This is a genomic window from Luteolibacter sp. Y139 (genome assembly GCF_038066715.1).
Lineage (GTDB): Bacteria > Verrucomicrobiota > Verrucomicrobiia > Verrucomicrobiales > Akkermansiaceae > Haloferula > Haloferula soli.
In genome coordinates this window covers 229,887-251,708 of record NZ_JBBUKT010000004.1, presented here as the reverse complement: position 1 = coordinate 251,708, position 21,822 = coordinate 229,887, and the positions used below count along the sequence as shown (strand labels likewise).

18 protein-coding genes are annotated in these 21,822 nt (G+C 62.8%); 11 read left to right on the top strand and 7 right to left on the bottom strand.

The annotated features are described in order from the left end of the window. The first annotated feature begins 18 nt into the window (after positions 1-18). From WKV53_RS12245 to WKV53_RS12235, 3 genes are read left to right on the top strand one after another with little or no spacing between them, the layout of a single operon-like run. Positions 19-702 (top strand): vWA domain-containing protein, encoded by a 684-nt coding sequence (locus WKV53_RS12245; RefSeq protein WP_341404883.1) that lies wholly within the window; start codon positions 19-21, stop codon positions 700-702. After that, entirely contained in the window at positions 699-1,523 is an 825-nt protein-coding gene (locus tag WKV53_RS12240; RefSeq protein WP_341404882.1) for a PP2C family serine/threonine-protein phosphatase, read from the top strand. Before WKV53_RS12245 ends, WKV53_RS12240 begins: the two co-directional genes overlap by 4 nt. Positions 1,524-1,538: 15 nt before the next feature. Further along, positions 1,539-3,455 (top strand): hypothetical protein, encoded by a 1,917-nt coding sequence (locus tag WKV53_RS12235; protein ID WP_341404881.1) that lies wholly within the window; start codon positions 1,539-1,541, stop codon positions 3,453-3,455. Between the two features lie 120 nt (positions 3,456-3,575). Here the strand turns inward: WKV53_RS12235 and WKV53_RS12230 are convergent, their stop codons facing one another. Genes WKV53_RS12230 through WKV53_RS12220 form a run of 3 tightly spaced genes read right to left on the bottom strand, consistent with a single transcriptional unit; the run spans position 3,576 to position 6,442 of the window. Continuing rightward, a complete protein-coding gene (locus tag WKV53_RS12230; RefSeq protein ID WP_341404880.1) occupies positions 3,576-4,079 on the bottom strand; it encodes a hypothetical protein in 504 nt (167 codons plus the stop codon). Between the two features lie 47 nt (positions 4,080-4,126). Further along, entirely contained in the window at positions 4,127-4,774 is a 648-nt protein-coding gene (locus WKV53_RS12225) for a phosphopantothenoylcysteine decarboxylase domain-containing protein (protein ID WP_341404879.1), read from the bottom strand. A gap of 48 nt (positions 4,775-4,822) precedes the next feature. Then, entirely contained in the window at positions 4,823-6,442 is a 1,620-nt protein-coding gene (locus WKV53_RS12220) for a tetratricopeptide repeat protein (protein WP_341404878.1), read from the bottom strand. Between the two features lie 195 nt (positions 6,443-6,637). Here WKV53_RS12220 and WKV53_RS12215 point away from each other — a divergent pair, with 195 nt between their 5' ends. The 7 genes from WKV53_RS12215 (at position 6,638) to WKV53_RS12185 (ending at position 17,108) form a co-directional block, all read left to right on the top strand. Next, entirely contained in the window at positions 6,638-7,390 is a 753-nt protein-coding gene (locus WKV53_RS12215) for an ABC transporter permease (RefSeq protein ID WP_341404877.1), read from the top strand. A 5-nt stretch (positions 7,391-7,395) separates the two neighbouring features. Next, positions 7,396-8,979, top strand: a complete 1,584-nt coding sequence (locus WKV53_RS12210) for a DUF7088 domain-containing protein (RefSeq protein WP_341404876.1) — start codon at positions 7,396-7,398, stop codon at positions 8,977-8,979. A 14-nt stretch (positions 8,980-8,993) separates the two neighbouring features. After that, the gene (locus WKV53_RS12205; RefSeq protein WP_341404875.1) at positions 8,994-10,925 is read left to right on the top strand and encodes a DUF4340 domain-containing protein; all 1,932 of its coding nucleotides are present in this window, start codon (positions 8,994-8,996) and stop codon (positions 10,923-10,925) included. Positions 10,926-11,051: 126 nt separating this feature from the next. Further along, positions 11,052-11,324, top strand: coding sequence for a BrnT family toxin (locus WKV53_RS12200; protein WP_341404874.1), 273 nt, complete (start codon positions 11,052-11,054; stop codon positions 11,322-11,324). Positions 11,325-11,336: 12 nt separating this feature from the next. Next, entirely contained in the window at positions 11,337-11,609 is a 273-nt protein-coding gene (locus WKV53_RS12195; RefSeq protein ID WP_341404873.1) for a CopG family antitoxin, read from the top strand. A 14-nt stretch (positions 11,610-11,623) separates the two neighbouring features. Continuing rightward, on the top strand, positions 11,624-12,013 hold the full coding sequence (locus tag WKV53_RS12190) for a VanZ family protein (RefSeq protein WP_341404872.1): 390 nt from the start codon (positions 11,624-11,626) through the stop codon (positions 12,011-12,013). Positions 12,014-12,095: 82 nt separating this feature from the next. Then, the gene (locus WKV53_RS12185) at positions 12,096-17,108 is read left to right on the top strand and encodes a hypothetical protein (protein ID WP_341404871.1); all 5,013 of its coding nucleotides are present in this window, start codon (positions 12,096-12,098) and stop codon (positions 17,106-17,108) included. A gap of 62 nt (positions 17,109-17,170) precedes the next feature. Here the strand turns inward: WKV53_RS12185 and WKV53_RS12180 are convergent, their stop codons facing one another. From WKV53_RS12180 to WKV53_RS12165, 4 genes are all read right to left on the bottom strand, one after another. Continuing rightward, the gene (locus WKV53_RS12180; RefSeq protein ID WP_341404870.1) at positions 17,171-17,401 is read right to left on the bottom strand and encodes a hypothetical protein; all 231 of its coding nucleotides are present in this window, start codon (positions 17,399-17,401) and stop codon (positions 17,171-17,173) included. Between the two features lie 80 nt (positions 17,402-17,481). Then, entirely contained in the window at positions 17,482-17,787 is a 306-nt protein-coding gene (locus WKV53_RS12175; RefSeq protein ID WP_341404869.1) for a chaperone modulator CbpM, read from the bottom strand. 4 nt (positions 17,788-17,791) lie between these two features. Further along, positions 17,792-18,754, bottom strand: coding sequence for a DnaJ C-terminal domain-containing protein (locus WKV53_RS12170; protein ID WP_341404868.1), 963 nt, complete (start codon positions 18,752-18,754; stop codon positions 17,792-17,794). Between the two features lie 112 nt (positions 18,755-18,866). Beyond that, positions 18,867-20,117, bottom strand: a complete 1,251-nt coding sequence (locus WKV53_RS12165) for an autotransporter domain-containing protein (protein ID WP_341404867.1) — start codon at positions 20,115-20,117, stop codon at positions 18,867-18,869. A gap of 193 nt (positions 20,118-20,310) precedes the next feature. On the opposite strand from WKV53_RS12165, the gene WKV53_RS12160 reads away from it, so the two are divergent. Next, complete coding sequence (locus WKV53_RS12160; protein WP_341404866.1) at positions 20,311-21,822, top strand: hypothetical protein; 1,512 nt, start codon at positions 20,311-20,313, stop codon at positions 21,820-21,822.

Genomic DNA, 21,822 nt, shown 5'->3' with positions numbered 1-21,822 from the left:
TCTCCCTATCTCCTCCCCATGACCAGCGAATACGACCAAGTCCCCTTCGACATCTCCATCTCCTTCGCCGAGAACCCCGAGAACCGCTGCCCCTGCCTCCTCCTCCTCGACACCTCCGGCTCCATGCAGGGTGCTCCCCTTGAAGCCCTCAATGCCGGCTTGGTCCAGTTCAAGGATGAACTCACCGCCGACGCCATGGCCGCGAAGCGCGTCGAGGTCGCCATCGTCACCTTCGGCCCTGTGAACGTGGCCGCCGACTTCACGACGGCGGATACCTTTCATCCCATCCAACTCGCCGCCACCGGCGACACTCCCATGGGAGCGGCAATCGTCCAAGGCCTCGAAATGGTCCGCAAGCGGAAGGAAACCTATCGCCAGAATGGCGTCGCCTACTACCGCCCCTGGGTCTTCCTCATCACTGATGGCGCACCCACGGATACCTGGGACCATGCCGCCGCACTTGTTAGAGAAGGCGAAACTTCCAAGAGCTTCCAGTTCTACGCCGTCGGAGTCGAAGGTGCGAACATGGAGATCCTCCAGCAAATCTCCGTCCGCGCCCCGCTCAAGCTGAAGGGCCTCCAATTCCGCGAGCTCTTCCAGTGGCTCTCGAATTCCATGAGCGCCGTCTCCCGCTCCACCCCCGGCGATGCGGTCCCGCTTGAGAATCCCACCGCACCGGAGGGCTGGGCCACCGCGGGATGAGCTCCCCTGGCTGGCGATTCGCCGGCGCATCCGTCGCAGGCACTTCCCACGAACGCACCGGCACCCCCTGCCAGGACTCCCACCTCGCGGAGCTCATCGGCATGGATGACTCCGTCCTCGTCCTCATCGCCTCGGATGGTGCCGGCAGCGCCTCCCACTCCCACCTCGGTTCATCCATCGCCTGCCAGCTCCTCATGGATGAGCTCAAGTTCGCCTTCGAGGAAGGGCTTGATGTCTCCCGCATCACGAAGGATCTCGCTCTCTACTGGCTGGCAGAAATCCAAGCTGCCCTCCACGAAGCCGCCACCGCCGCGTGCCTCGATGTCCGCGAGTTCGCCTGCACCCTCCTCGCCGCGATCATCTCGCCCACTCATGCCGCCTTCCTTCAGGTCGGTGATGGAGCGATCGTCGTCCGTCACCAGAGCGATTCATGGAGCTACGTCTTCTGGCCCCAGCACGGCCAATTCATCAATACCACCCACTTCATCACCGAGCCCACCGCGCACGAGGTCCTCGATTTCGACATGATCGAAACCCGCATCGACGAAGCCGCCGCTTTCACTGATGGCATCGAGTCCCTCGTCCTCCAGTTCGATACCCAGACCGTCCACGCACCGTTCTTCGATGGCATCTTCGGCCCGGTCCGGAGGCTCGGCTCCTCCGGCCCCAGTGAACCACTCGCGACCGGACTCGGCCGGTATCTCGCCATGCCGCACGTCTGCGAGAAAACCGATGACGATAAAACTCTCGTCCTCGCCACCAGGATCGCCGTCCCCCTCGCGGACTCCACCCCCGCATCGCAAAACCCCCACCACGAATAGAATAGGAATAGCGCCATGACCCTGAATGGCCGGAATGGACCCATCCGCCTCGGCGACCTGTTAGGCAAGGGCGGCGAAGGGGCCGTCTATGCGCTCGCCGATGACCCCCACTCGGTCGCCAAGGTCTACCTCGCCGACATCACCCGCGAGCGCACCGAGAAGCTCGCCGCCATGCCCGGCCTCCTCACGAAAGAGATCGCCGCCCTGACAGCCTGGCCGAAGGACGTCCTCTACAAGCCGGATGGCCGCATCGGCGGCTTCCTGATGGACCGCATGGGCTCCTCAAAGGACATCCACACCCTCTACAGTCCGAAGAGCCGCCTCGCCGAGTTCCCCCACGCGGACTGGCGTCTCCTTGTCAGGGTCTCCCTGAACCTCTCCCGCGCCTTTCACATCCTCCACCAGTCCGGCTGTCTCGTCGCGGACGTCAATCACGGCGGCATCCGCGTCGCGCCCGATGGCACCGTCCGCATCATCGATTGCGATAGCTTCCAGATCTCATCGCAGGGAAAGACCTACCTCTGCGAGGTCGGCACCGACCAATTCACCCCGCCCGAACTCCAGCAGAAGTCCTTCAAGCAAACCCCGCGTACTGCGAATCACGATAACTTCGGCCTCGCCATCCTCATCTTCCAGCTCCTCCAGATGGGCCGCCATCCCTTCGCCGGCCGCTACCGCGGCACCGGCGAGATGCCGATCCCGAAGGCCATCGGCGAATTCCGCTACGCCTACAGCGGCCAGGTCTCCCTCACCCAGATGGAGCCGCCCCCCTACACCGCTTCACCCCACTCTGCCTCCCCCGGCATCGCCGCCCTCTGGGAACGCGCCTTCAGTCGCGAAGGCTCTAACAGCCAGCCCCGCCCCACCGCCGCCGAGTGGGTCGCCGAGCTCTCCAGCCTCGAGAAGAGCTTGGCCCAGTGCGCCATCAATCCCACCCACTACCATTTTCGCGGGAATGCCAACTGCCCCTGGTGCCCCATCGAGAGCATCGGCGTCATCCTCTTCGGCATCGCCACCGGCACCACCACCGGAGGTGCGGATATCCCCGGCATCTGGCAGCAAGTCCTCACCATCCCGAATCCCGGCGTCGTCTACTGGGCCCCCGCCACCGCACACGCTCCGGTCAAGCCATCACCCCAGGCTACCGCCGCCCGGAAGAAACGCACCGAGCGCCGCTCCATCGCAGTGCTCGCCGGCGTGCTCCTCTTCTTCGGCCTCGCTTTCATCTCCGGCTCCCTGTGGTTTCTCTGGCTCATCATCGCCACCGGCGTCGGCTTCGCGATCGCCTACCTAACAACTGACAGCCTCAAACCCTTCTCCGAGACTCACGACTCTCTCGATGCCCAGATGACGGCCCTCGTTGCCGATTACGCCGCCAAACCCGAAGCCGAAACCTTCGAGATCCAGCGTAGTCAACTCACCCGCACCTTCTGGGAATGGGAAAACCTCCCCGATGAACGCAAGCGCCGCTACGACCAACTCGTCAAGGACCGCGAGCAACACGCACTCCGCGCCCACCTGGATAGCCACCTCATCGCCAAAGCCTCCATCCCCAACATCGGCCCCGGTCGCAAGGACATGTTAGAGTCCTACGGCATCGAAACCGCCCTCGACCTCAACGTCCCCGCCATCCTCCAGGTCCCCGGCTTCGGCAACTCCCTCGCCGCCGACCTCATGCACTGGCGCCACCAGATCGAGCAGCAATTCCGATTCAACCCCGCCGCCGAAGTCGACCGCGCTGAAGTCCTCGCCCTCGACCGCGCGATCGCCATCAAACGTGCCGACCTCGAACGCAAGCTCCGCGCGGCCCCCGCCCTCCTCAATGAGCCCCGGCAGTCCGTCCTTAACCGCCGCACCTCTCTCGAAGCCTCTCTCCAACAACTCTCCGAAGCCCTTCATCAGGCCAAGGCCGACCTCGATGCCCTGAAATAACCGGAGGCCCGGCAAAGGTTTCCGCTGCTCTCCATCACTCTCCTGCTTGAACAGTGCGCAGGGTATGAAAGGGCCAGATTTAGCGCGATCAGGACGGGCCCCTTCGACCAATCCAGTCAGTCAGCCTCCGAACAACATAAGATTCTCATAGACCTTCCTCTTCTCCACTGAACTAAACTGATGCTTCCCCTCCCGGCTTTCCACCTTCAATCGCCACAAACGACCATTTCTATCGACTGCGTTTATCTCACACATTGAGGAATCCGCCTCTTTCTTGACTGAAAAATTATCACCGTCGGGACACGGGGAATATCCACCTTGAAAATATAAATTTGCCACGCCGCGCATCATACTTTCGCGAGGAACAAAATTACTCGAATTCAGTATAGAATTCATCACCTCCTGACTCAACGGGATCCCACATGACGAGACCTTGCCGCGGTCATCGCGATATTCCACCTTGAACGGCTCAGAAGGCCTAGCGCGAGGAAACACTCGCACAAGCCCGGGAAACTTTAAGTCTTCACGCTTTTGGCTCATCTCAACGATGCCATTTTGAGCCACATGATTACTGCACGACGCCAACATTAGGGACAGTAACAAAATTTTCATCTTACGTGCCATGCGGGTCAGTCCTTGAGATTTGAATCTGCTAGCCGGTTGCCCAAGCTCTACTTCGCGCCACGCTCCGCCACCAGCCGCTCGATCTCACGGACGATCCTCGGAGCGAGGTGATGCTTCTCATCCTCCGGCAGAGCTTCCACATGCTCCGGGAAGACCAGGATCACCTCATTGCGATCCGAGTCGAAGCCGATGCCGGGCTTGGAGACGTCGTTGGCGATGACGAGGTCGCAGCCTTTCCGCGCAAGCTTGGCGCGGGCGTTTTCTAACAAGTTCTCCGTTTCCGCGGCGAAGCCGACGAGGGTGCCGGTGAAGCCGAAGTCTTTTCTAACAGAGCCGAGGATGTCCGGCGTGCGGACGAGTTCGAGCGTGAGGGTTTCGCCGGTCTTCTTGATCTTCTGATCCGCGACCACGGCGGGGCGGTAGTCGGCGACCGCGGCGGCGAAGACCGCGGCGTCCATGCGGCCGATGTGGCGCTGCACTGCCTCGAACATCTCTGCCGCAGATTCAATCGGCAGGAAATCCACGCCTTCCGGGATGTCCAACACCGTGGGGCCGGACACCAGCAAGACCTGGTGCCCCGCGCGCGCGAATGCATCCGCCATGGCATAGCCCATCTTGCCCGACGAGCGATTCGTCAGGTAGCGCACCGGATCCAACGCCTCGCGGGTGGGTCCGGCAGTAACGAGAACGCGCATGGCGGAGGTGGGAGATCGCAGATCGCCGATGGAAGATCGTAGCGAGGGTTACTCGCCCTTCTTCTTTTCCTTCGGCGCGTCAGGCGCGGGGACTTCGATCGCGGGCGTGACTGCCTCCTTCTTCCCGGCGGCGGGCTTGATGGGGGCAGCGGGCTTGTCATCGGCGGACTTTGGCTCCGCCGGCTTCTTGAGGGTCTCGAGTTCCTTCTTCCCTTCGATGAGTTGGTCGCCGCTCATCTTGCTGGTCAGGTCGCCGAGCAGCGTCTTGGCCTCCTTGTCGTCTCCGCGCTCGATGGCGAGCGAGGCGAGCGCCCAGGCCTTCGGCAGATTCTGGTCAGTGCCGTGGCCGGTGGCGTGCAGGCGGGCGAGGCCGGTGGTGGCAGCGGCGTGTCCCTGATTCGCGGCGAGCGAGTAAAGCTGGCCAGCATTGTTATAGTCCACGGGGACTCCCATGCCGCGCTCGTAGAGGGTGCCGAGATTGTTTTGAGCGGCAGCGTGACCGGCCTTGGCGGCGGCGGTGAACCACGCGACGGCAGCGGTAGGATCACTCAGACCCATGTTACCGGAGACATAAAGCAGGCCGATCTCATTCTGGGCGACGGGCATACCGGTATTCGCGGCGGAGAGCAGATACTTGTAAACGGACATCATGTCCGGCTTCTCTTCCTTGGACAGGCGGGAGGCCATTTCGAGAGCGGCCATCGCGTTGCCCGCCTCGGCGGCCTTCACCAGCTGCTCGCGGCCCTTTTCCTCGCTCTTCTCGAGCCCGCCCTTGCCGTCGAAGTAGAACCCGGCGACCCGGAGCAAGCAATCCGGCTGCGCCTTGTCGGCACCCTTCTTGTAGTTCGCCAGCGCCTCCTTCTCGTTCTTTTTGACGTTCTCCTCGAAGTCGCCGAGCGCGAGATAGGCGGCCCACTGTTCCTTCTCGATCGCCTTGGCGAGCCACTCGCGGCCCTCCTTCTCGTTGCGGATGGACTCTTCGCCATTCAGCAGGCGCGATCCGAGCGGGATGAAAGCGGAGGCGTCGCCCAGTGCGGCGGCCTTTTGGTAGAACTCCAGCGACTTCTTCGCATCGGCCTTTTCCTTGAAACCGAAGGCACCCTCGTGGAGGCGGGCGAGCAGCAGGATGGAGGGGGTATCGCCCGCGTTCGAGGCCTTGTTCCACCACTCGGAGGCCTTGTCATAGTCCGCCTTCTCGCTGAGCAGGCCGCGGAGCCATGCCTCGCCGAGGATACGACCGGCGTTGGCGGGATCGGTCTTCGCGGCGGACTCCAGAGCCTCGCGACCCTCCTGGCGGTCCTTTTCCTCTTTCGAGTTCAGCAAAATCAGCGCGCGCCGATAGGTCGCGTCCTTGTTACCGGCTGCGGCGGCCTTCTTGTAATTTTCCAGCGCCGCGTCGCGGGATGCGGGCATGCCCTGGCCGGTTTCCGCGGCGAACCCGAGCAGGAACAGCGCGTCCGCATTCCCCTTCTCCGCCAGAGGCTTGGCAAGATCGACCCCGACATTGTGGCGGCCTTCGCGGAAGGCATCGAGCGCCGCCTTGGCCGGGCCGTCGGCAATCTCCGGCACGGTGGCAGGGGCATCGGTGCCGAGGCTGATCGCGGCCGGAGCCGAGGTGGAAACGACGGTCGCGAAGGCGAGGGCGAGCAGGAGGGTTTTTGCAGTCACGCCCGGCATTTAATGGCGGGATCGCCGGTAGCAAAGGGGAAATCCGGGGAAATCCGGGAGCGGGGCCCTACATACCACGTGAATACAGGGCCTCCACGGGACCGGAGCGGCCTCCCGACACCCCCGATTTTTGGTGTTTCCGCCCGCGGGAGCTTCCCCTACACAAGCGGCCCCGCGCGGGCGGGCCCGATTTCCATGCGACTCTTGTTCATCATGCTCCGCAAGGAGCTGAAGGGGTATTTTCTCAATCCCTTCGGCTGGGTGGTCCTCGTCTTTGTGACGGGCATGCAAGGATTCGCCCTGTCGACGGCGATGAAGGGCTTCCGCGATACCCCCAGCCAAAATAGCCTCGTTTACTCGGCCTACAATACCACCCTGTTCTGGTTCTGGTTCCTCTTCATCTTCCCGCTGATCACCATGCGCCTCTTCGCCGAGGAAGAGAAAAGCGGCACGCTGGAGGGCCTGCTCACCGCCCCGGTACGAACCTGGCAGGTGGTGCTCTCGAAGTACGGCGCGGCCATGGTCTTCTACACGCTGCTGTGGATCCCCAGCTACATCCAGTTCCGGATGTATGAATGGGTGACCGACGTGCCGCCGGCCTACGCTCCGGGCGCGATGCTCGGAGCCTACTCCATCCTGCTGCTGATGGGTGCCGCCTTCACCGCCGTCGGCTGCCTCGCCTCCGCGCTGACCTCCAGCCAGATCATTGCCGGCCTGCTCACCATCGGCCTGCTGGTCATCCACTACTTCCTCGGTTACGTGACCGCGATCTGGGGCGAGAATTTCAAGGCCGCCGAGATGTTCCACTACATCTCCAGCCAAGAGCACCTGCACTACTTTACCAAGGGCCTGCTGGATACCCGGCCGGCCGTCTATTACCTGAGCCTCGCGGCCTTCATCCTCTTCATCACCTATCAGGTGATCGATTACCGCCGCTGGCGCCGCTAATACCCATGAGCAACGAATCCGATCCCAAGACGGAAAAGCCGGCGAAACCCGTGCGGCGCTTCGGCACCGGCGTGCTCTCGCTGCTACAGGTGGCCTGCGTCACGGTCTTGTTCGCGGCGGCAAATTACCTGGGCTCACAGCACTACATCCCGAAGGATCTGAGCGCGGATGCCGCCTACACACTCTCATCTGCCACGCAACGCTACCTCCAATCGCCGGAGGTGAGGAACCGCGCGGAGCCCGTGCGCCTCTTGCTCGCCTTCCGCCGCAATAGCCCGATCGCCGAGCGCGTCCGTGCGCTGGGGGAGGAATACAAGCGCCTCTCCGATGGAAAGGTGAAGCTGGAGCTGCTCGATCCCGTCCGCTCTCCCGACCGCACCCAGCAGGTGGCAAAGGAGTATGGCGAGGTATTCCGGACGTCCTTCAACAAGTCGATGTTCACCAGCGACCTGGCCATCGTCGATGCCCGCACGGCGGAACAGAAGCAGGCCAGCCTGACCGAAGAGGCCGCCGGCAATGCCAGCTCGCACGTCCACTTCATCGAGGCGGAGCGGATGATGCGCTACGAGACCGAGTTCAAGGGCGAGAACAGCCAGCGCAAGATCACCGGCTTCCTCGGCGAGGATGCCATCACCACCGGCATCGTCTCCGCCCTCGAAGGCAAACCGCGCAAGGTTTACCTGCTGGCCGACAAGAGCGGCTTTAACGGCGAGGGCGCGGAATCCCCGCTCGCCAACTTCGAGTCAACCCTGCTCAGCCAGAATGCCGTCACCATGCGTGCCCGTATCTCCGGCATCGACCGCATTCCCGACGACGTGGCCGCCGTGGCAATCGTCAATCCCACCTACGACTTCACTCCCCAGGAGCTGGAAGTGCTGATGGAATACTGGGAGCGGCCGAAGTCCTCGCTGCTCATCACGCTGGGCGGCACTGATACGCCGCCGCGCCTGCGCGCCTTCCTCCGGAACGTGGGCATCACCCCGCGCAAGGACCGCGTCATTTCCCAGAAGGGCGACCAAGTCCACACCGATGTCCGCGCCAACTTCACCGCGGGCATGGAATTCACCCAGGACTTCGCCAGGAAAACCACCATCTTCGAAGGCTCCACCTCCAGCCTCGAAATTCGCGAGAAGGACAACGAGGATCTGACCTCGAAGGGCATCCGTCCGTACGTGCTGATCGAAACGGGCAATGACTTCTGGGGTGAAACGAAGTTCTCCACCGCGAAGCCGACCTTCGACCCGCGCGAGGACAATCCCGGTCCGCTCAGCATCGCAGGCGCCGTCATCCGCGGTGCCGCCAATCGCGATGATCTCAGCGAGCGCATCTCCCGCATGGTGGTGGTGGCGAACTCGGACTTCCTCGCACCGAAATACTTCTCGGATATCAACAAGGACTTCCTCGCCAGCAGCGTGAACTGGCTCATCGGTCGCGAATCCCTCGCCGGCACCGGCCCGCGCACGCTGGGCAGCTACAAGCTCCCGCTGCTGGATAGCCAGATCGCCTTCATCAACCGGGTGAACTGGATCTTCCTGCCCGCTTTCGGAGCCCTCATCGCCGGCCTCGTCTGGTCCTCGCGCCGCGCCTGAACTGAAGAACCGCCATGCGCTCGATCTCCTTCACGCTGCTGCTGCTCGTGGCGACCGCTGCGGTCGCCCTGACCGCTGCGATGCGCTTCAAGGAAGGAAGCCTGGACCGCCTGCTCGGGCCGAAGGCGACCGCCGTCGGCGAGCGCATCTACACCTTCAAACCGGAGGATATCCATCGCATCCTCCTTTCCGGCAATGGCGTGAAGGTCGAGTGCGTCTTCGAGAAAGGCATCTGGCGCGTGGTCAAGCCGTGGTCCGACCGCATGGACCAATCCGTGGCGGACGGCATCCTGAATTTCACCCTCGGCACCCGCGTCGAGGATATCATCCCGGAGGGCAAGATCGACACGGCCAAGGTGGGCCTGGTCGAGGGGACCATCGGGGTGCGCATCGAGGACAAGGATGGCAAGTCGCTCGCCACCTACTTGCTAGGCCGGAAGACCGAGTGGGTCCACCGCGACCCCAAGACCAAGGATGAAGTCGCCACCGTCTTCCTCCAGCCGCAGGACGGTGCACACGGGGGCCACATCTACGCAGCCACCGGTGACATCCATTACCTTTTCCGCGAAGGGCTGCGCCACCTGCGCGATCACCATCCGCTGTTCTTCAATCCCGTGGCCCTCCAATCCGTCCGGATCAAGAACGCGGAGACGGAAGTGGTACTCTCTCGCACGGGAGGCAAGGCCCCGTGGATGATCACCAAGCCACTCGAGCTTCGCACGGACGAGACCGCGGTGAAGAAACTCCTCACCGACCTCTACCTGATGCGCGCCGAGAAGATCGCCGAGCGCTCCGAGGTCACCCTGCCATCGGACGACGTGAACGGCCGCGAGAAGATCGCGATCAAGCACTTCGGCCAGACCGAGGAAGTGATGATGGAGATCATGCCTCCCGCCACTCCGGAAGCTGATACCGTCTTCGCCACCGTCAGCGACCGGCCCGGTGCCGTCTTCGAGCTGCGCCTCAAGCCATTGGCTCCCACCGTCGCGGCCAACGGCAAGCCAGCGACCGATATCCCACCCGAAAACCTCGTCTCCGTCGCCGGCCTGCCGGACACGGTCAATGAACTGCGCGACCCGCGCCTGACCGACCTCAAGGTCGAGGACATCGAGGGCTTCCTTATTTCTCCCTCCACTGCGGAGGAAATCGCGCTCGCCCGGCCCAAGGGCGCCCGCTGGCAAGTGCGGGGTCCCTCCGGCCGCATGGAGCCGCTCAATGAGGTGTCTCTCTACAAGCTGCTGAAGGTGGTCACGGAGACCAAGGTCACCGGGTTCCCCAGTGATGCCGCCGTCGATTTCGCTCCCTACGGCCTCGACCGCCCCGCGCTGAGGCTCCGGATCGCGACCACTGGCGACAAGCTCATCGAGCTGCACTTCGGCCAGGGCCGCGATGGCACCTGGTATGCGAGGCGTGCCGATGTGCCCCGGGTCATGAAGCTGGAAGACAGCGTCGTCAACGAGATCTGCACCAAGCCCTGGCAATGGCGCCTCACCGACGTCTGGAGTGTCGCCTCCATCGATCTCGCCTTCATCGAACGCGAGATCGAAGGCCATCCCAAGCTGAAGCTCGAATACAACTGGGGTGACGAAACCTGGGCCGCCCACGAGGGCGAGACGGATCGCAGTGCCGAACTCATCACCGAACGCGCCAACCGCCTGCTGGAACCGCTGCTCAAGCTGCGCGGTGACACTTGGCTCGCGCCCGACGACGCCGGCGCCCTGAGCGCCCTCGCCAGGCCCTCCATGCGCTTCACCCTCGGCATCCACCAGCTCGATGGGGATGGGAAGAAGATCGGCATCCAGCGCCGCGAATTGATCATCGCCCCCGCAAGTGACGCCCCGGGGAACCGCCTTTTCTTCGGCCGCGTCAGTGGAGAAGCCCTTCCCTTCATGATCAATGCCGAGACTGCCACCCGCCTCGCGGTTGACCTGTTTGGCGACGATTGAATGGTCATTGTAAATTCACGGATTCAGGGCGTTAGATGGCCTGAAATGCGGCTTTCCCCCTAATTTCCAATTTCCCATTCCCAAGCCCGCGATTCTCGTGTTTTCTGCGGGCCGCAACCGATTCTCATGGAACTCGACCTCATCGACGTCCACTTCGACCTGAAGTCCATCAAGCCCCGCGAACTCGAGGAGGCCCTTGAGGACCCGTTCGGTTTGCGCCTGCTGCCCGACCAGGAGTCGGGTGAAAGCCGCTTCTACGCCCTCGGCCGCACCGTCGCGGACCGCCTCCTCTTCGTCTGCTTCTGGACGGATGGCAAACGCACCCGCGTCATCGCCGCACGGCCGATGAGCGAGGGCGAACAACGTTTCTACGAGCGCAAGTACGCCGAGTTCAAATAAATGAGCCAGCCCATGCAGCCTATCGCCCGTTGGTCGGACATTCCGGCTTTTGATGACGAGGAAGCGGAAGCCCGCTTCTGGGAAACCCATGAGCTGGAGGCCCGGCTCATGTCCGGCTCCATCCATGAGCCCGACTCGCGCGAATCCACGACCATCACCCTGCGCTTCGACCCGCGGATGCTTTCCCGCATCAAGCGCATCGCCCGCTCCCGCTTCCTCAACTATCAGTCGATGATGAAGCAGTGGCTGGCCGAGCGCCTCGAGGACGAACTGCGCAAGCAGTAAGCTCACGTGGGATCATGCGTCGCCTGATCCGCTCCCCGTGGTTTTGGCTCACCGCCTATGCGGTCTGGTTCGGCACCCTCTGGTGGCTGTCCTCCCAACCGAATCCCCTCCCCGCCGAGTTTCCGTTCCATGTGAACGACAAGCTCGAGCACCTGGGCTACTTCTTCGGTGGCGGCGGCTTGTTCTCCGCCTTCCTCTTCCGCCTCAATCCCGGGAAGCCGGATTGGAAAAAGATCTTCTGGTTCACCGTGCTCGCCGCTGCCCTTGTCGGCGCGATCGACGAGCACCATCAGTCCTACACGCCCAATCGAAGCGCCCACGATCTCGGTGACTTCACCGCCGATGTGTTAGGCGCGGCATGCGGAGCGCTGGTATTCCGCAGGGTGCACCGGGTGCTGGCCTAGCAGCCGGCCCACGATCCCGCAGTCATGATATGACTTCTCAACTCGGGATTCGTCATTCAGTGCTGTCCTCGTCCTCCCCTTCATGATTTTCCCCCGCCTCTTCGCCCGGATCTTGCTCGCGTGGCTCGCCGCTTCCTCGGTGGTTCGCGCCGATCTGACGCAGGAACAAATCCGCACCGCGCTGGGAAGTCCGCCGGAGCTGACGTGGGCCTTGACCGGCGTATCCGCGGCAAGCTGGCGAACTGATGACCGTGGACTGTTTGCCTCCACCAGCTCCGAATACGGCGTCGAAACCACGGTCAATGGCCCGGGCCTGATCTCGCTGAATACGAAAAGCGATGGTGGGTTCAGAACAAGGGTTTGGATCGATGGCGTCATGTCCGGAGGCGAAGCCACGGATCACGACCAGGCCGTGAGAGCGGAGGTCCCAGTAGGAGCCCACGTCGTCCGGTGGAGCGCCAGACGCCAATTCAGCGATGGTCGCCCAGCTGCCTTTTCCAACGCAGGCTGGGAGCCATTCTCGGAGGTCCCGCTCGACAAGGCCAAAGCCGGGACTGGCATCGCACTCGCTGCCGGAGGAAACAAGCCGTGGCGGGGGCAGAATGCCTGGCATCGTGGAGACGGTGGCGCCGCGTGGTCTGGATTGCGGATTTCGAGAAGCACCGGTGCCACTCCGGAACCGCAGGAACCGCTAACCGCAACGGTACGGGGTCCAGCCGTCTTGAGCTATCATGCGAGGTTCCGCGGCTATGGACCATCCACCTTTCGAATCGATGGAAAGAAAAACGCGCTCACGCTCGGCGCGGAAGGCGATTGGAAGCGAAACCTTTCGTGGGTGGGCCCCGGCACTCACATCGCGACGTGGGAAGCCGGATACTATCTGGCGGGAAGTCGTTACGATTTCGATCTGGCCGTGGATGACGTGGAGTTGCTTCCACTGATCCCCTATGCCACGGCTCTGGATACATCCGAAGCCGGGTGGACCGCCACGGCGAACTCCACCAGCGGGCAGGAGCCATTCGGGATTTCTGATCCCCAGGCGGTCAACGGCTCGCTGGTGATTCTACCAGTCGCCACCTCGCTCACCACCCGCTTGGCTGGTCCCGCACTGCTTTCCCTTCGCACGGATAGCGGGCCGGTGATCGAAGTGGATGGGAGTGAGATTCGACCGGTGCTCATTGGAGAAGCATCCCTCGGTGCTTGGCGGACGCTGGTTTGGACGATCGGGGCTGGCGACCATGAGCTCAGGATTGGCAACCCGGGGATCGAGCAAGGGGTGCAGATCGATCAACTGAAGATCAATTCTCCGCCAGAAACCCTGGAGCAGACGCTGGGCTTGCCGAAGGACTCACTCACCACGGGAGGAAACGCCAGATGGGAAACCATTCCGATGCCGACTCTCAATGGCTACGTCGTCCGGGCGGTGCTCGATCGAGAGCACCCGGTAGGATGGCTGGAGACCACCGTGGATGGCCCGATGGAAATCTCGTTCACCCTCGCGGATACACGGGGATCCCAAGCCCTCAAACTATTGGTGGATGGAGTCCCGCTCATCGTGGCTGACGACTTCCATGCTTCAGCACGAGCCGTGTTGGAGACTCCACAGGGGACCCATGTCATTCGCTGGCTCGCGGAACTTCCTCCCGGATACGATTCCGACGATCCCCTGGAAGCCTCTTTCTTCGGAGTCCAGATGCTTCACCTTGATCCGCCGGGCAAGCTTCTGGCGGCCTTGGACACCAACCTTCCTGTCGTGACCTTGCCTCTCTGGCACGTCACCCGGGATATCCCCGGCGCGGAGGGTGGAGCATCCGTGCAACCTGGGAACACCGGAGAATCGACGTGGTGCCAGATCAACACCGGCTTCGTCGGTCCCGGCTATTTGGAATTCCGCTGGCACGCCTCGTTGGATGAAGGAGGCATTCCAGAGGGCAATTGGTGGTTCGATTGCCTGACGACAGGACTTTTCAGCACCTTTGGGGATGACGATTCATCCTCCGACTGGCGAACAGCGCGGTATTGGTTGCCCCCCGGTTACCACCGCGTGCAATGGGAGTTTTTTGGCACCGCCGGAGACTCCGAACAAGCAGCGCTGGATGGGGTGCACTTTACTCCCACCCCGACCGTCGATTTGGCCGCTTCACTCGATGCCGAGGAGATCCCATGGGAGAACGACGTGAACGCCCCTTGGATCGGCTCGAGACGAGACGACCCGGAAGATGATTTTGCAGTCTCGCCCGCTCTGACAGGTGAAGAGACATCCCGGCTGGCCACCACCGTCACCGGACCCGGCGAACTCTCGTTCGTGTGGAAGAACATCGGTAGCCTCCACTACGGCTCGGCCGAGCTGCGGATCAATGGAATCACATGCGCCGAGCTCTACGATCCCTATCACGCCCAGACCGTCACGGTCCGTTTGCCCGATTCCGGCGCTTCCGTTGTCGAATGGATCGTCACTGGCGAGATCTCCCGGGATAACGTCAACATGCGAGTGGAGCTCGATCAAGTACGATGGAGCCCGTACTTCACGAGTCCGTGGGCCGAAGCCCTCGATACGGGAAGGGGTGTAAAATGGCACAGTGGCGGGGATGCACCTTTCGGCGGCAGCAATCTTCCGGGAGCCATGGGCGGGACAGCGGCAATCGCGATCGTGAAATCCGGCGAAAACGCTTGGCTGGAAACCACGGTGAATGGCCCGGGCCTGTTCGAATTTTCGCTGCTGGAGCCCGCCTACTCCAATCTCTACGGCAATCCTTGGATCTATTGGACGCTCGCGATCGATGGCACGCCGGTGGCCGTGGACGGTGCCGCAAGCCGGGAGCCATTTTGGATCACAGGCCCCGGCAAGCACCGTGTCCGCCTGACCCTGCGAATCCCCGACTGGAAGGAGGGCGACCAGGAGTGGATCGCGGGAGCGGTGGACCAAGTGACGTGGCAGCCAATGAAGCGGGTGGGGCTGAACAAGGGCGGCGGCCTGCCGCGATTGAACTGGAAGTCCAGTAGCTCCGTCTCACCTGTCGCGCTCTCCCGGGCCGGACGGCAAAACGAGCCAGCCATCGTCTTGAACACCCTGGACGATAGCGGCTGCTGGGTGGAAACCAAGGTACATGGCCCGTGCGAGCTATCTTGGGATTCCGCGCTATCAGAGAACTGGGGGACCTTTTGGCATGCACGGAACTCGCTGCAGATCGATGGAGCCGCAGCCATTCCGATGACCGCCCACGCGTGGCAACGAATGCGGCTGACTCTCCCGCCCGGTCCTCATTCAATCCGCTGGAATTGCGACCCCTACGAAGAGCCGTGGGAAGGCGGAGAAGAAGGAGAAGAATCCCCGGTGGCATTCGACGCGATGTGGCGCATCGGAAATCTATCAGTCCGCCGAGGCTATTCCCAGCTGTCTGCCGCGGTCGATGTGCCGGAACTCTTCGCCTTGGAAACGGGAGACAATGGCGGCTCTACGGTCACCGTGGCCGGTGAGGACGCATGGCAGCCGGGATATGGATCATCGCTCTATTTTTTCCACCCAAGCCGTGCAGAAGAAGTCCGGGCCCTGTGGGGCCGCCCGGGTAAAATGAGCGGCACGTGGAGATATCAGGATCAAGATGGCTACGGTGCGAATCTAACAAGCAATGGAGGCTCATGGGAATCCCACGTCTCAGCCATGGCGCCCGGCAGGTTCAGCCGATGGACGTATCTCTCCAAGCTGGGCCGCGAAACCCCCTTGCTGGCATCGCTTTCCATCGACTCAAGCGTGGCGAAGGCGGTGGCTGAAGCTGCCGAATTTCCCACTCCCGTCACAGCAAACGGCTGGGTTGGTCGCGATGATGGCGGTTCGCCGGTCGGAGGTGACAGCGCTTGGTCGTTCCTCAGTCGCACCGGCTACAACTCGGACCAAGTCGCGGAAACCACCGTCGTCGGCCCGGCGCGGCTGAGTTTCTGGTGGAAACGCCGGGGTTCCAGCATCCTGAGCGTAAGCCTCGATGGCGGACTGCTTCCCATTCCATCCGCAGGAGAGGCGTGGACCCGGGTCGAGTTGGCCGTCAATGCCGGCAGCCATGTGGTTCGCTGGTCTCACGAGCCCGGTCCCGGCACCAGCTACAGCGACCCTTCGGAAGCTTGGCTGGACGGACTCCTTCTAACGAACGCAGCCGCAAGGTCCCTCGATCAGGCCGCTTCGCTCGATCCCGCCGTCTTGCTCTCCACCAACGACGATCTCCCGCTTTCCTGGCATCCGGTGGCTCACGCCGAGGCGGATGGCTCGTGGACAGAAGCCGTGCGCGCCATTTCCGGATCGCGCGTGCTGAAGACGACGGTGAACGGGCCGTCGATACTTTCCTTCCGTGCCCGCGCCTTCACCGGTCTACCTATTGCCGGCCTCGCTGAAGTGAGCATTTCCATGAGTGGCGGGGGCAGTGGCCCACCTCACGGCGGCGGCGGAGTGATACCCACGGTGCTGGGATTCTTTCTAGCGGCCCAAGTCGATGGAACCACCGTCGAGCGGCTCGACGCGACAACCACCGGCGAATGGGAGGAGATGAGTGTCCAAGTGCCGGCGGGTTCTCACGAGGTCTCCTTCCAGCTCATGGCCAGTCTCGAATCCTGGCTGTTTGACGAGTATGAGGCCGAGGCGACGCAACCGGACCTGCAAGGCTGGCTCGATGACTTCCGTCTGGAGCGAATCGCCTCGCCTCTCAGCGCAAGCAGCCCGCAGACAGCAAGCCATCAAAGCCCCGGCAACGATGCGGATCACGACGGTGCCAGCGATGATCTCGAATACTGGTTCGGCACCGACCCCGAAAATCCATCATCGGTCCCACCCGCGCTCGAAATCCATACGGCCCCGGGCCAGCCCCTCGCTCCCGCGACTTGGCTGATGATTCCCTATCTTCCCTTTCACGCCAGTGGTGCCGTCTTGGAAGCCAGTTCCGACCTTCTGGAATGGCAGCCCCTTGACGTGCCTCTCTTGCACGAGCCACCCTCGCCCATTTCTTCCCTGCCATGGGCGCAAGCGACAGCCACCCACTATCCATGGGTCATCCCTCCCGGCGGCTCGCAGCAATACTTCCGCCTGCGATTCCCCGATCTAACAGATTGAAGCCATGAAAAGCCCCGCGGCCATCGACCGGCGGGGCATCAATGGGGCGGGGTATCAATGGTTCAGCGCGTCGCGTCCTTCACGTCCTTCTTAAGGTCTTTTGCGGCGTCCTTCACATCGTGACCGACGTCTTTCGCCGAGTCCTTGATGTCTTCCGCGGCATCCTTGATGCCTTCATTCGGACGGCGATCCAGCGCATCATCGATCTTTTCCTTCACGGCAGGCGTCTCTTTCTTTTCGCAAGCGCTGAAGGTGACGAGCGAGGCGGCGGCAATCAGGTAGGTGAGTTTCATATCGTGTTGGGGTCGGGGGTTGTCGCCGACCCCTAACAGGTGCGCGGGTTTCATTCCCGGTCAAACGACTTCTCTCCGGCTCACCTCAGCCGCTCCCTCATTGCCCGCAACTCCCGTTCGGCGGCTTCTAGGCGATCGAACAGATCCATCACGAAACCAATCGAGCGCGGTGCCATGCTCCATTCGTGATGCAGCGTCTCGATCTGGCGCAAGCGATGGAGGCACACGGTGTCGAACTCCGGCGCATCCGGATCGCTGCTGCGGACCACGGAAATGACCTGCGTGCGACTGAACTCGAGGATCATCTCCGTCGGCAGGCCGCACAGACGGGCAGCGGTTTCGAGATCGACGACGTCGTCATCCGGAGATTCGGAAGAAGGGGTCATGGCTCTAGCGCGTGTTGGATTTCGAGAGATCGGCGAGTGCCTGCCAGTGCCGCTTTTCCTCATCGCTCACCGTCGCGGGCATGACGACTTGAACGACGGCGAAAAGATGGCCGAACTCGCCGGACTTGCCCTTCGGAAGGCCCTTGCCGGAAAGCCGTAACTCGGTCCCGGGTTCCGTGCCTGCCGGCACCTTGATCCGGGTCTCACCATGCGGCGTCCGCACCGCCACAGTCGCGCCGAGCACCGCCTCCCACGGTGCCAGCCGCAGGTCCAGATAGAGATCATGCTCCACCACCCGGTAGTCCGGATGGCGCTCCAGTCTCACGTGGAGGAAAAGATCGCCAGGCTCGCCACCCGAACTGCCCGGCTCGCCCAAGCCCGCGGCGCGGATCATCTGCCCCTCCGCCACGCCCTTCGGAATCCGGATCGTGACCGTGCGCTTCTCTGCCGCATGGCCGTGATGTCGCGGCTGGATCACCAGCGACCGCTCGGCTCCATTCATCACCTCGTCGAGCGTGACCAGGATCTCCGACTCGATGTCCCGCCCACGCCGCGCCCGCGAACCACCGGCAGCAGCGCCACGCCCGCCAAATCCACCACGCCCGGCGCGGTTGCCGAAGAAGTTCTCGAAGAAGTCACTGAAGCCAGTCCCTTCGAAGTGATAGGCGTCGCCCGCATCGCCGCCTTCCCATCCTCCGTAGCCGCCGCTTTCCGGCGGAGGCGTGAAGCCTTCGCCATGCTTCCAGTGCTCGCCGAAGGCATCATACTTCTTCCGCTTCTCCTCATCGCCGAGCACCTCGTAGGCCTCATTGATCTCCTTGAAGCGTTCCTCCGCTCCCGCCTTTTCGGTCGCCACGTCGGGATGATGCGTGCGGGCCAGCTTGCGGAAGGCCTTGCGGATGTCCTCCTTGCTCGCATCGCGAGGGACTCCCAGCACCTCATAGTAGTCTCGGAATTTCACGGCCATCTTCAGTGATCTTCCCTCGCACTCGATCCCCTCCGGCGCAACTCCGCTCCAACAAAAAACCCCGCCCGGCAACCAACCGGACGGGGCAATGATGCGCAGGGAAAAATCAAACTTAGAACTCCTTGCCAGCGGTCACAGCGCCATAGTGGGCCTCCGTGTCGCTGCCAAAGCGGCCTTCATACTCGAGGCCGAGATGCCAGCCGTTGTCCCACCAGTAGCCGATGCCGGCACCGACCACGCCGATGTCTTCGTCAGCAGCTGCATACGGGATGCCGAAGGCGGTCGTATTGCCATCTTCAAACTCGTGCTCCCAGCCCACGCGAAGCTGTGGCACCCAGTAGCCACTGCCACCGCGAAGTTTCCAGGACACCTGGTAGCCGAGGATCGAGACCAGCGAGTCCACATCCTGCTCGCCGAAGAAGGTCGCTCCGGGACCCACCTCGGTGTAGGCGTCCACCTGGCCGGTGATGTAGCGCAGGCCGGCGTATGGGCCGTGGACGAAGTCATCTTCGCCGAAATTCAGGCCGACATTGAACTCGATCGTATGGGTATCCGCATCCGGCTCACCGGTGGCGATGCCTGCGCCGGTGTAGCGGTGGGTCTCATAGGAGTGCATGCCGTAGGAATACATCAGGCCCGCCCACAGGTCGGCGGAACCCACGGTATCGGCACGGTAGTAGGAAACGTACGGCGAGATCGCGACGGAATCGATGTCGGCGCTGCCAGCCGAACCCATGTCGAGATCGCCTTGCGCGGCACCGATGCCGACGCCCACGCTCCAGTTGCGATTGACGTGATACTCGGCTCCGACGCTGCCGCCGAAGACTTCAAGAGAGCTATCCGTGGAGGACGCGAAGCCGGGAACGGCCACCAGTGCAGCGCCAGCGCCGCCACCACCACCGCCGATCCGACGGATGTCGTACTTCTTGTCGTACTTGTCGTCTTTCTCGTACTTGTCGTCCTTCTTTTTCTTCCGGTTCACGACGCGATCGCCGTCGCTGTCCTCGCTCTGATAGTAGATGGAGCCGAAGACTTCCCAGCGATTGGGAACGGGCACGGAGATCGCGGCGACTTTCGCGCCGCCCTTGGCAGACATGCCGCCTTTCGAGTCCGTGGACACGGGCGCGGATTCCTCGACCAGGCGGCTGCCCGGGCGGATACCAGCGCGGTTCCGATACAAATGGCTGCCGACATCGCGAGAGGTCGCCCAAGCCATGCCGAGCGTCCCTTTACCAAGCGCCGTCGAGGTGGCGTTGCGGTTGTCGGGGTAGCAGGTCTCGTCTTGGCCTGCGCGAACGTGTGGGGTCACGGCTGCCGATACGGCAAGCAGTACACCAAAGAGCCTTCCGGCTTGAGTGTTCATGGGGGGATGTAGGGGGTGAAGCCGTTCCGTTGGGTTGCGGAACGTGGGGATGAGAGCGTTAGCAGCATTCCCTAACCTTTTGCAAGAAGAGAATGATTAGCTAACTCTTTGAGAAAGATTAGGTTTCTTAACTTTTAACCCCGTCTGCGCGGCCCTTCCTTGACCCCGGGCGCGAGACTCCTAGCCTGAGCGCGTGAGTTCGACCCCGGAGGCTCCCCTGCAATTCGACTGCCCGGCTTGTGGTGCCGTGCTCACCGTCCCTGCTTCCATCGCCGGCATGCAGGGTCCCTGCCCGAAGTGCTGGCAGGAAATCGTCAGCCCGGATCCGGCGATCGGCATGCCCGCGCGGCTGCCAGCCCTACCGAAGGCTGACGCTCCCTTTTCGCCTCCGGAGCCGGAACCAATAGTACCTCCCGCACCAGCTGCGCCTCCGGAACCGGCACCCGAACCGATCGGGCTCTCCAAGCCGCCACCGGTTTTTCCCCGTCGACTCGATCCGCCACCTTCAGCCGACCTGCCGCTCGAGCCTGAACCCGCCAAGCCACCCGTCTCACCGCCCGAGTCTGCACCGGTCGTCCCACCCAAGCTGGATCAAGGGCCCACATCTACTCTCCCGCCGAAGCTTGAGTCAGCTCCCTCGCCGGTCCGACCGCCTGAGGATGCGCCGATTTGGCCACCCAGACTCGATCCGGCGCCCACACCTGGTTCGATCACACCGCCACCACCTCCGGTCCCGGCGCCTATCAGCGCAGACGACATTCCGGCCCTCAAAGAACGGAAGGAGACCGAGTCGGCTCCGCGCCGTCGTTCGAAAATCCCCCTCGTTCTTGGCATCAGCATCCCGGTCCTGGCACTCGCCGCGGTCGGCTATCATTTTGGCAAAGACTTCCGGCCCAATTTCGTCGAGCCCTCGGCGATGACCCAGCCCGGCGGCGGATCCCCGGCCCAAGCTCCTGCCCCCGCACCTGCGCCACAGCCCGCTCCAGCTCCCACCCCGGATGAAACCGGCATGGGGCTACAGCCGCCTACCACACCCGTGCCGTCCGAAGCTGCCGATGCCCAGGAAGCGCTCATTGCTTTCCTCGGAGCGCCCGATTGGCAGGCCCGCAGCGCCTTCGTGCTCTCACCGGATGAAGTCAGGCCGGCGATGGAAAAGTACGCGACCGCAAACGGCGAAGGCCCCATCCCCGCCAGCGCGGTCTATTTCAACAAGAACGAGTCCACGCCGCCGGTCTTCGTGTTCAACGTCTGCACCAAGGCCATGCCGGATGGCTTCCCGGTGCCGGTGACCCTCACCGACGAAGGCCCCAAGATCGATTGGGAGGCCTTCATCGCCTTCAACGACGATCACTTCCGCAAGCTCCTGGTGGGACCTCCCGATCAAAGCGGAGTCTTCAGCGTGCTGGTCAAGCCCGAGGTCGGCACCGAGCCAAGCCCGCACTGGGTCCGCTATCGCCTCAGCGTCCCCATGCCGGGTCGCGAAGCCACCGCCTGGGTGCGCAAGGACTCCGTCGCGCTGGCCCGCCTCAAGTCCATCTTCCAAGGCGAGAACGGCGTAACCAAGGAAACCGTCGATCATTTCGTTGCGGCAAAAGGCATGCCACTGCAGTTGGCGATCACGAAACGCCGCACCAATGACGGCCGCGAGTTCATCGAGGTGACGGAAGTGGCCGCCGTATGGTGGGCCCGCAAGACGGAGGATTGA

Excerpts from the sequence above, each read along its gene's own strand:
- WKV53_RS12245 (WP_341404883.1), top strand. The coding sequence starts at position 19 with ATGACCAGCGAATACGACCAAGTCCCCTTCGACATCTCCATCTCCTTC.
- WKV53_RS12240 (WP_341404882.1), top strand. The coding sequence starts at position 699 with ATGAGCTCCCCTGGCTGGCGATTCGCCGGCGCATCCGTCGCAGGCACT.
- WKV53_RS12235 (WP_341404881.1), top strand. The coding sequence starts at position 1,539 with ATGACCCTGAATGGCCGGAATGGACCCATCCGCCTCGGCGACCTGTTA.
- WKV53_RS12230 (WP_341404880.1), bottom strand. The coding sequence starts at position 4,079 with ATGGCACGTAAGATGAAAATTTTGTTACTGTCCCTAATGTTGGCGTCG.
- WKV53_RS12225 (WP_341404879.1), bottom strand. The coding sequence starts at position 4,774 with ATGCGCGTTCTCGTTACTGCCGGACCCACCCGCGAGGCGTTGGATCCG.
- WKV53_RS12215 (WP_341404877.1), top strand. The coding sequence starts at position 6,638 with ATGCGACTCTTGTTCATCATGCTCCGCAAGGAGCTGAAGGGGTATTTT.
- WKV53_RS12210 (WP_341404876.1), top strand. The coding sequence starts at position 7,396 with ATGAGCAACGAATCCGATCCCAAGACGGAAAAGCCGGCGAAACCCGTG.
- WKV53_RS12205 (WP_341404875.1), top strand. The coding sequence starts at position 8,994 with ATGCGCTCGATCTCCTTCACGCTGCTGCTGCTCGTGGCGACCGCTGCG.
- WKV53_RS12200 (WP_341404874.1), top strand. The coding sequence starts at position 11,052 with ATGGAACTCGACCTCATCGACGTCCACTTCGACCTGAAGTCCATCAAG.
- WKV53_RS12195 (WP_341404873.1), top strand. The coding sequence starts at position 11,337 with ATGCAGCCTATCGCCCGTTGGTCGGACATTCCGGCTTTTGATGACGAG.
- WKV53_RS12190 (WP_341404872.1), top strand. The coding sequence starts at position 11,624 with ATGCGTCGCCTGATCCGCTCCCCGTGGTTTTGGCTCACCGCCTATGCG.
- WKV53_RS12185 (WP_341404871.1), top strand. The coding sequence starts at position 12,096 with ATGATTTTCCCCCGCCTCTTCGCCCGGATCTTGCTCGCGTGGCTCGCC.
- WKV53_RS12180 (WP_341404870.1), bottom strand. The coding sequence starts at position 17,401 with ATGAAACTCACCTACCTGATTGCCGCCGCCTCGCTCGTCACCTTCAGC.
- WKV53_RS12175 (WP_341404869.1), bottom strand. The coding sequence starts at position 17,787 with ATGACCCCTTCTTCCGAATCTCCGGATGACGACGTCGTCGATCTCGAA.
- WKV53_RS12170 (WP_341404868.1), bottom strand. The coding sequence starts at position 18,754 with ATGGCCGTGAAATTCCGAGACTACTATGAGGTGCTGGGAGTCCCTCGC.
- WKV53_RS12165 (WP_341404867.1), bottom strand. The coding sequence starts at position 20,117 with ATGAACACTCAAGCCGGAAGGCTCTTTGGTGTACTGCTTGCCGTATCG.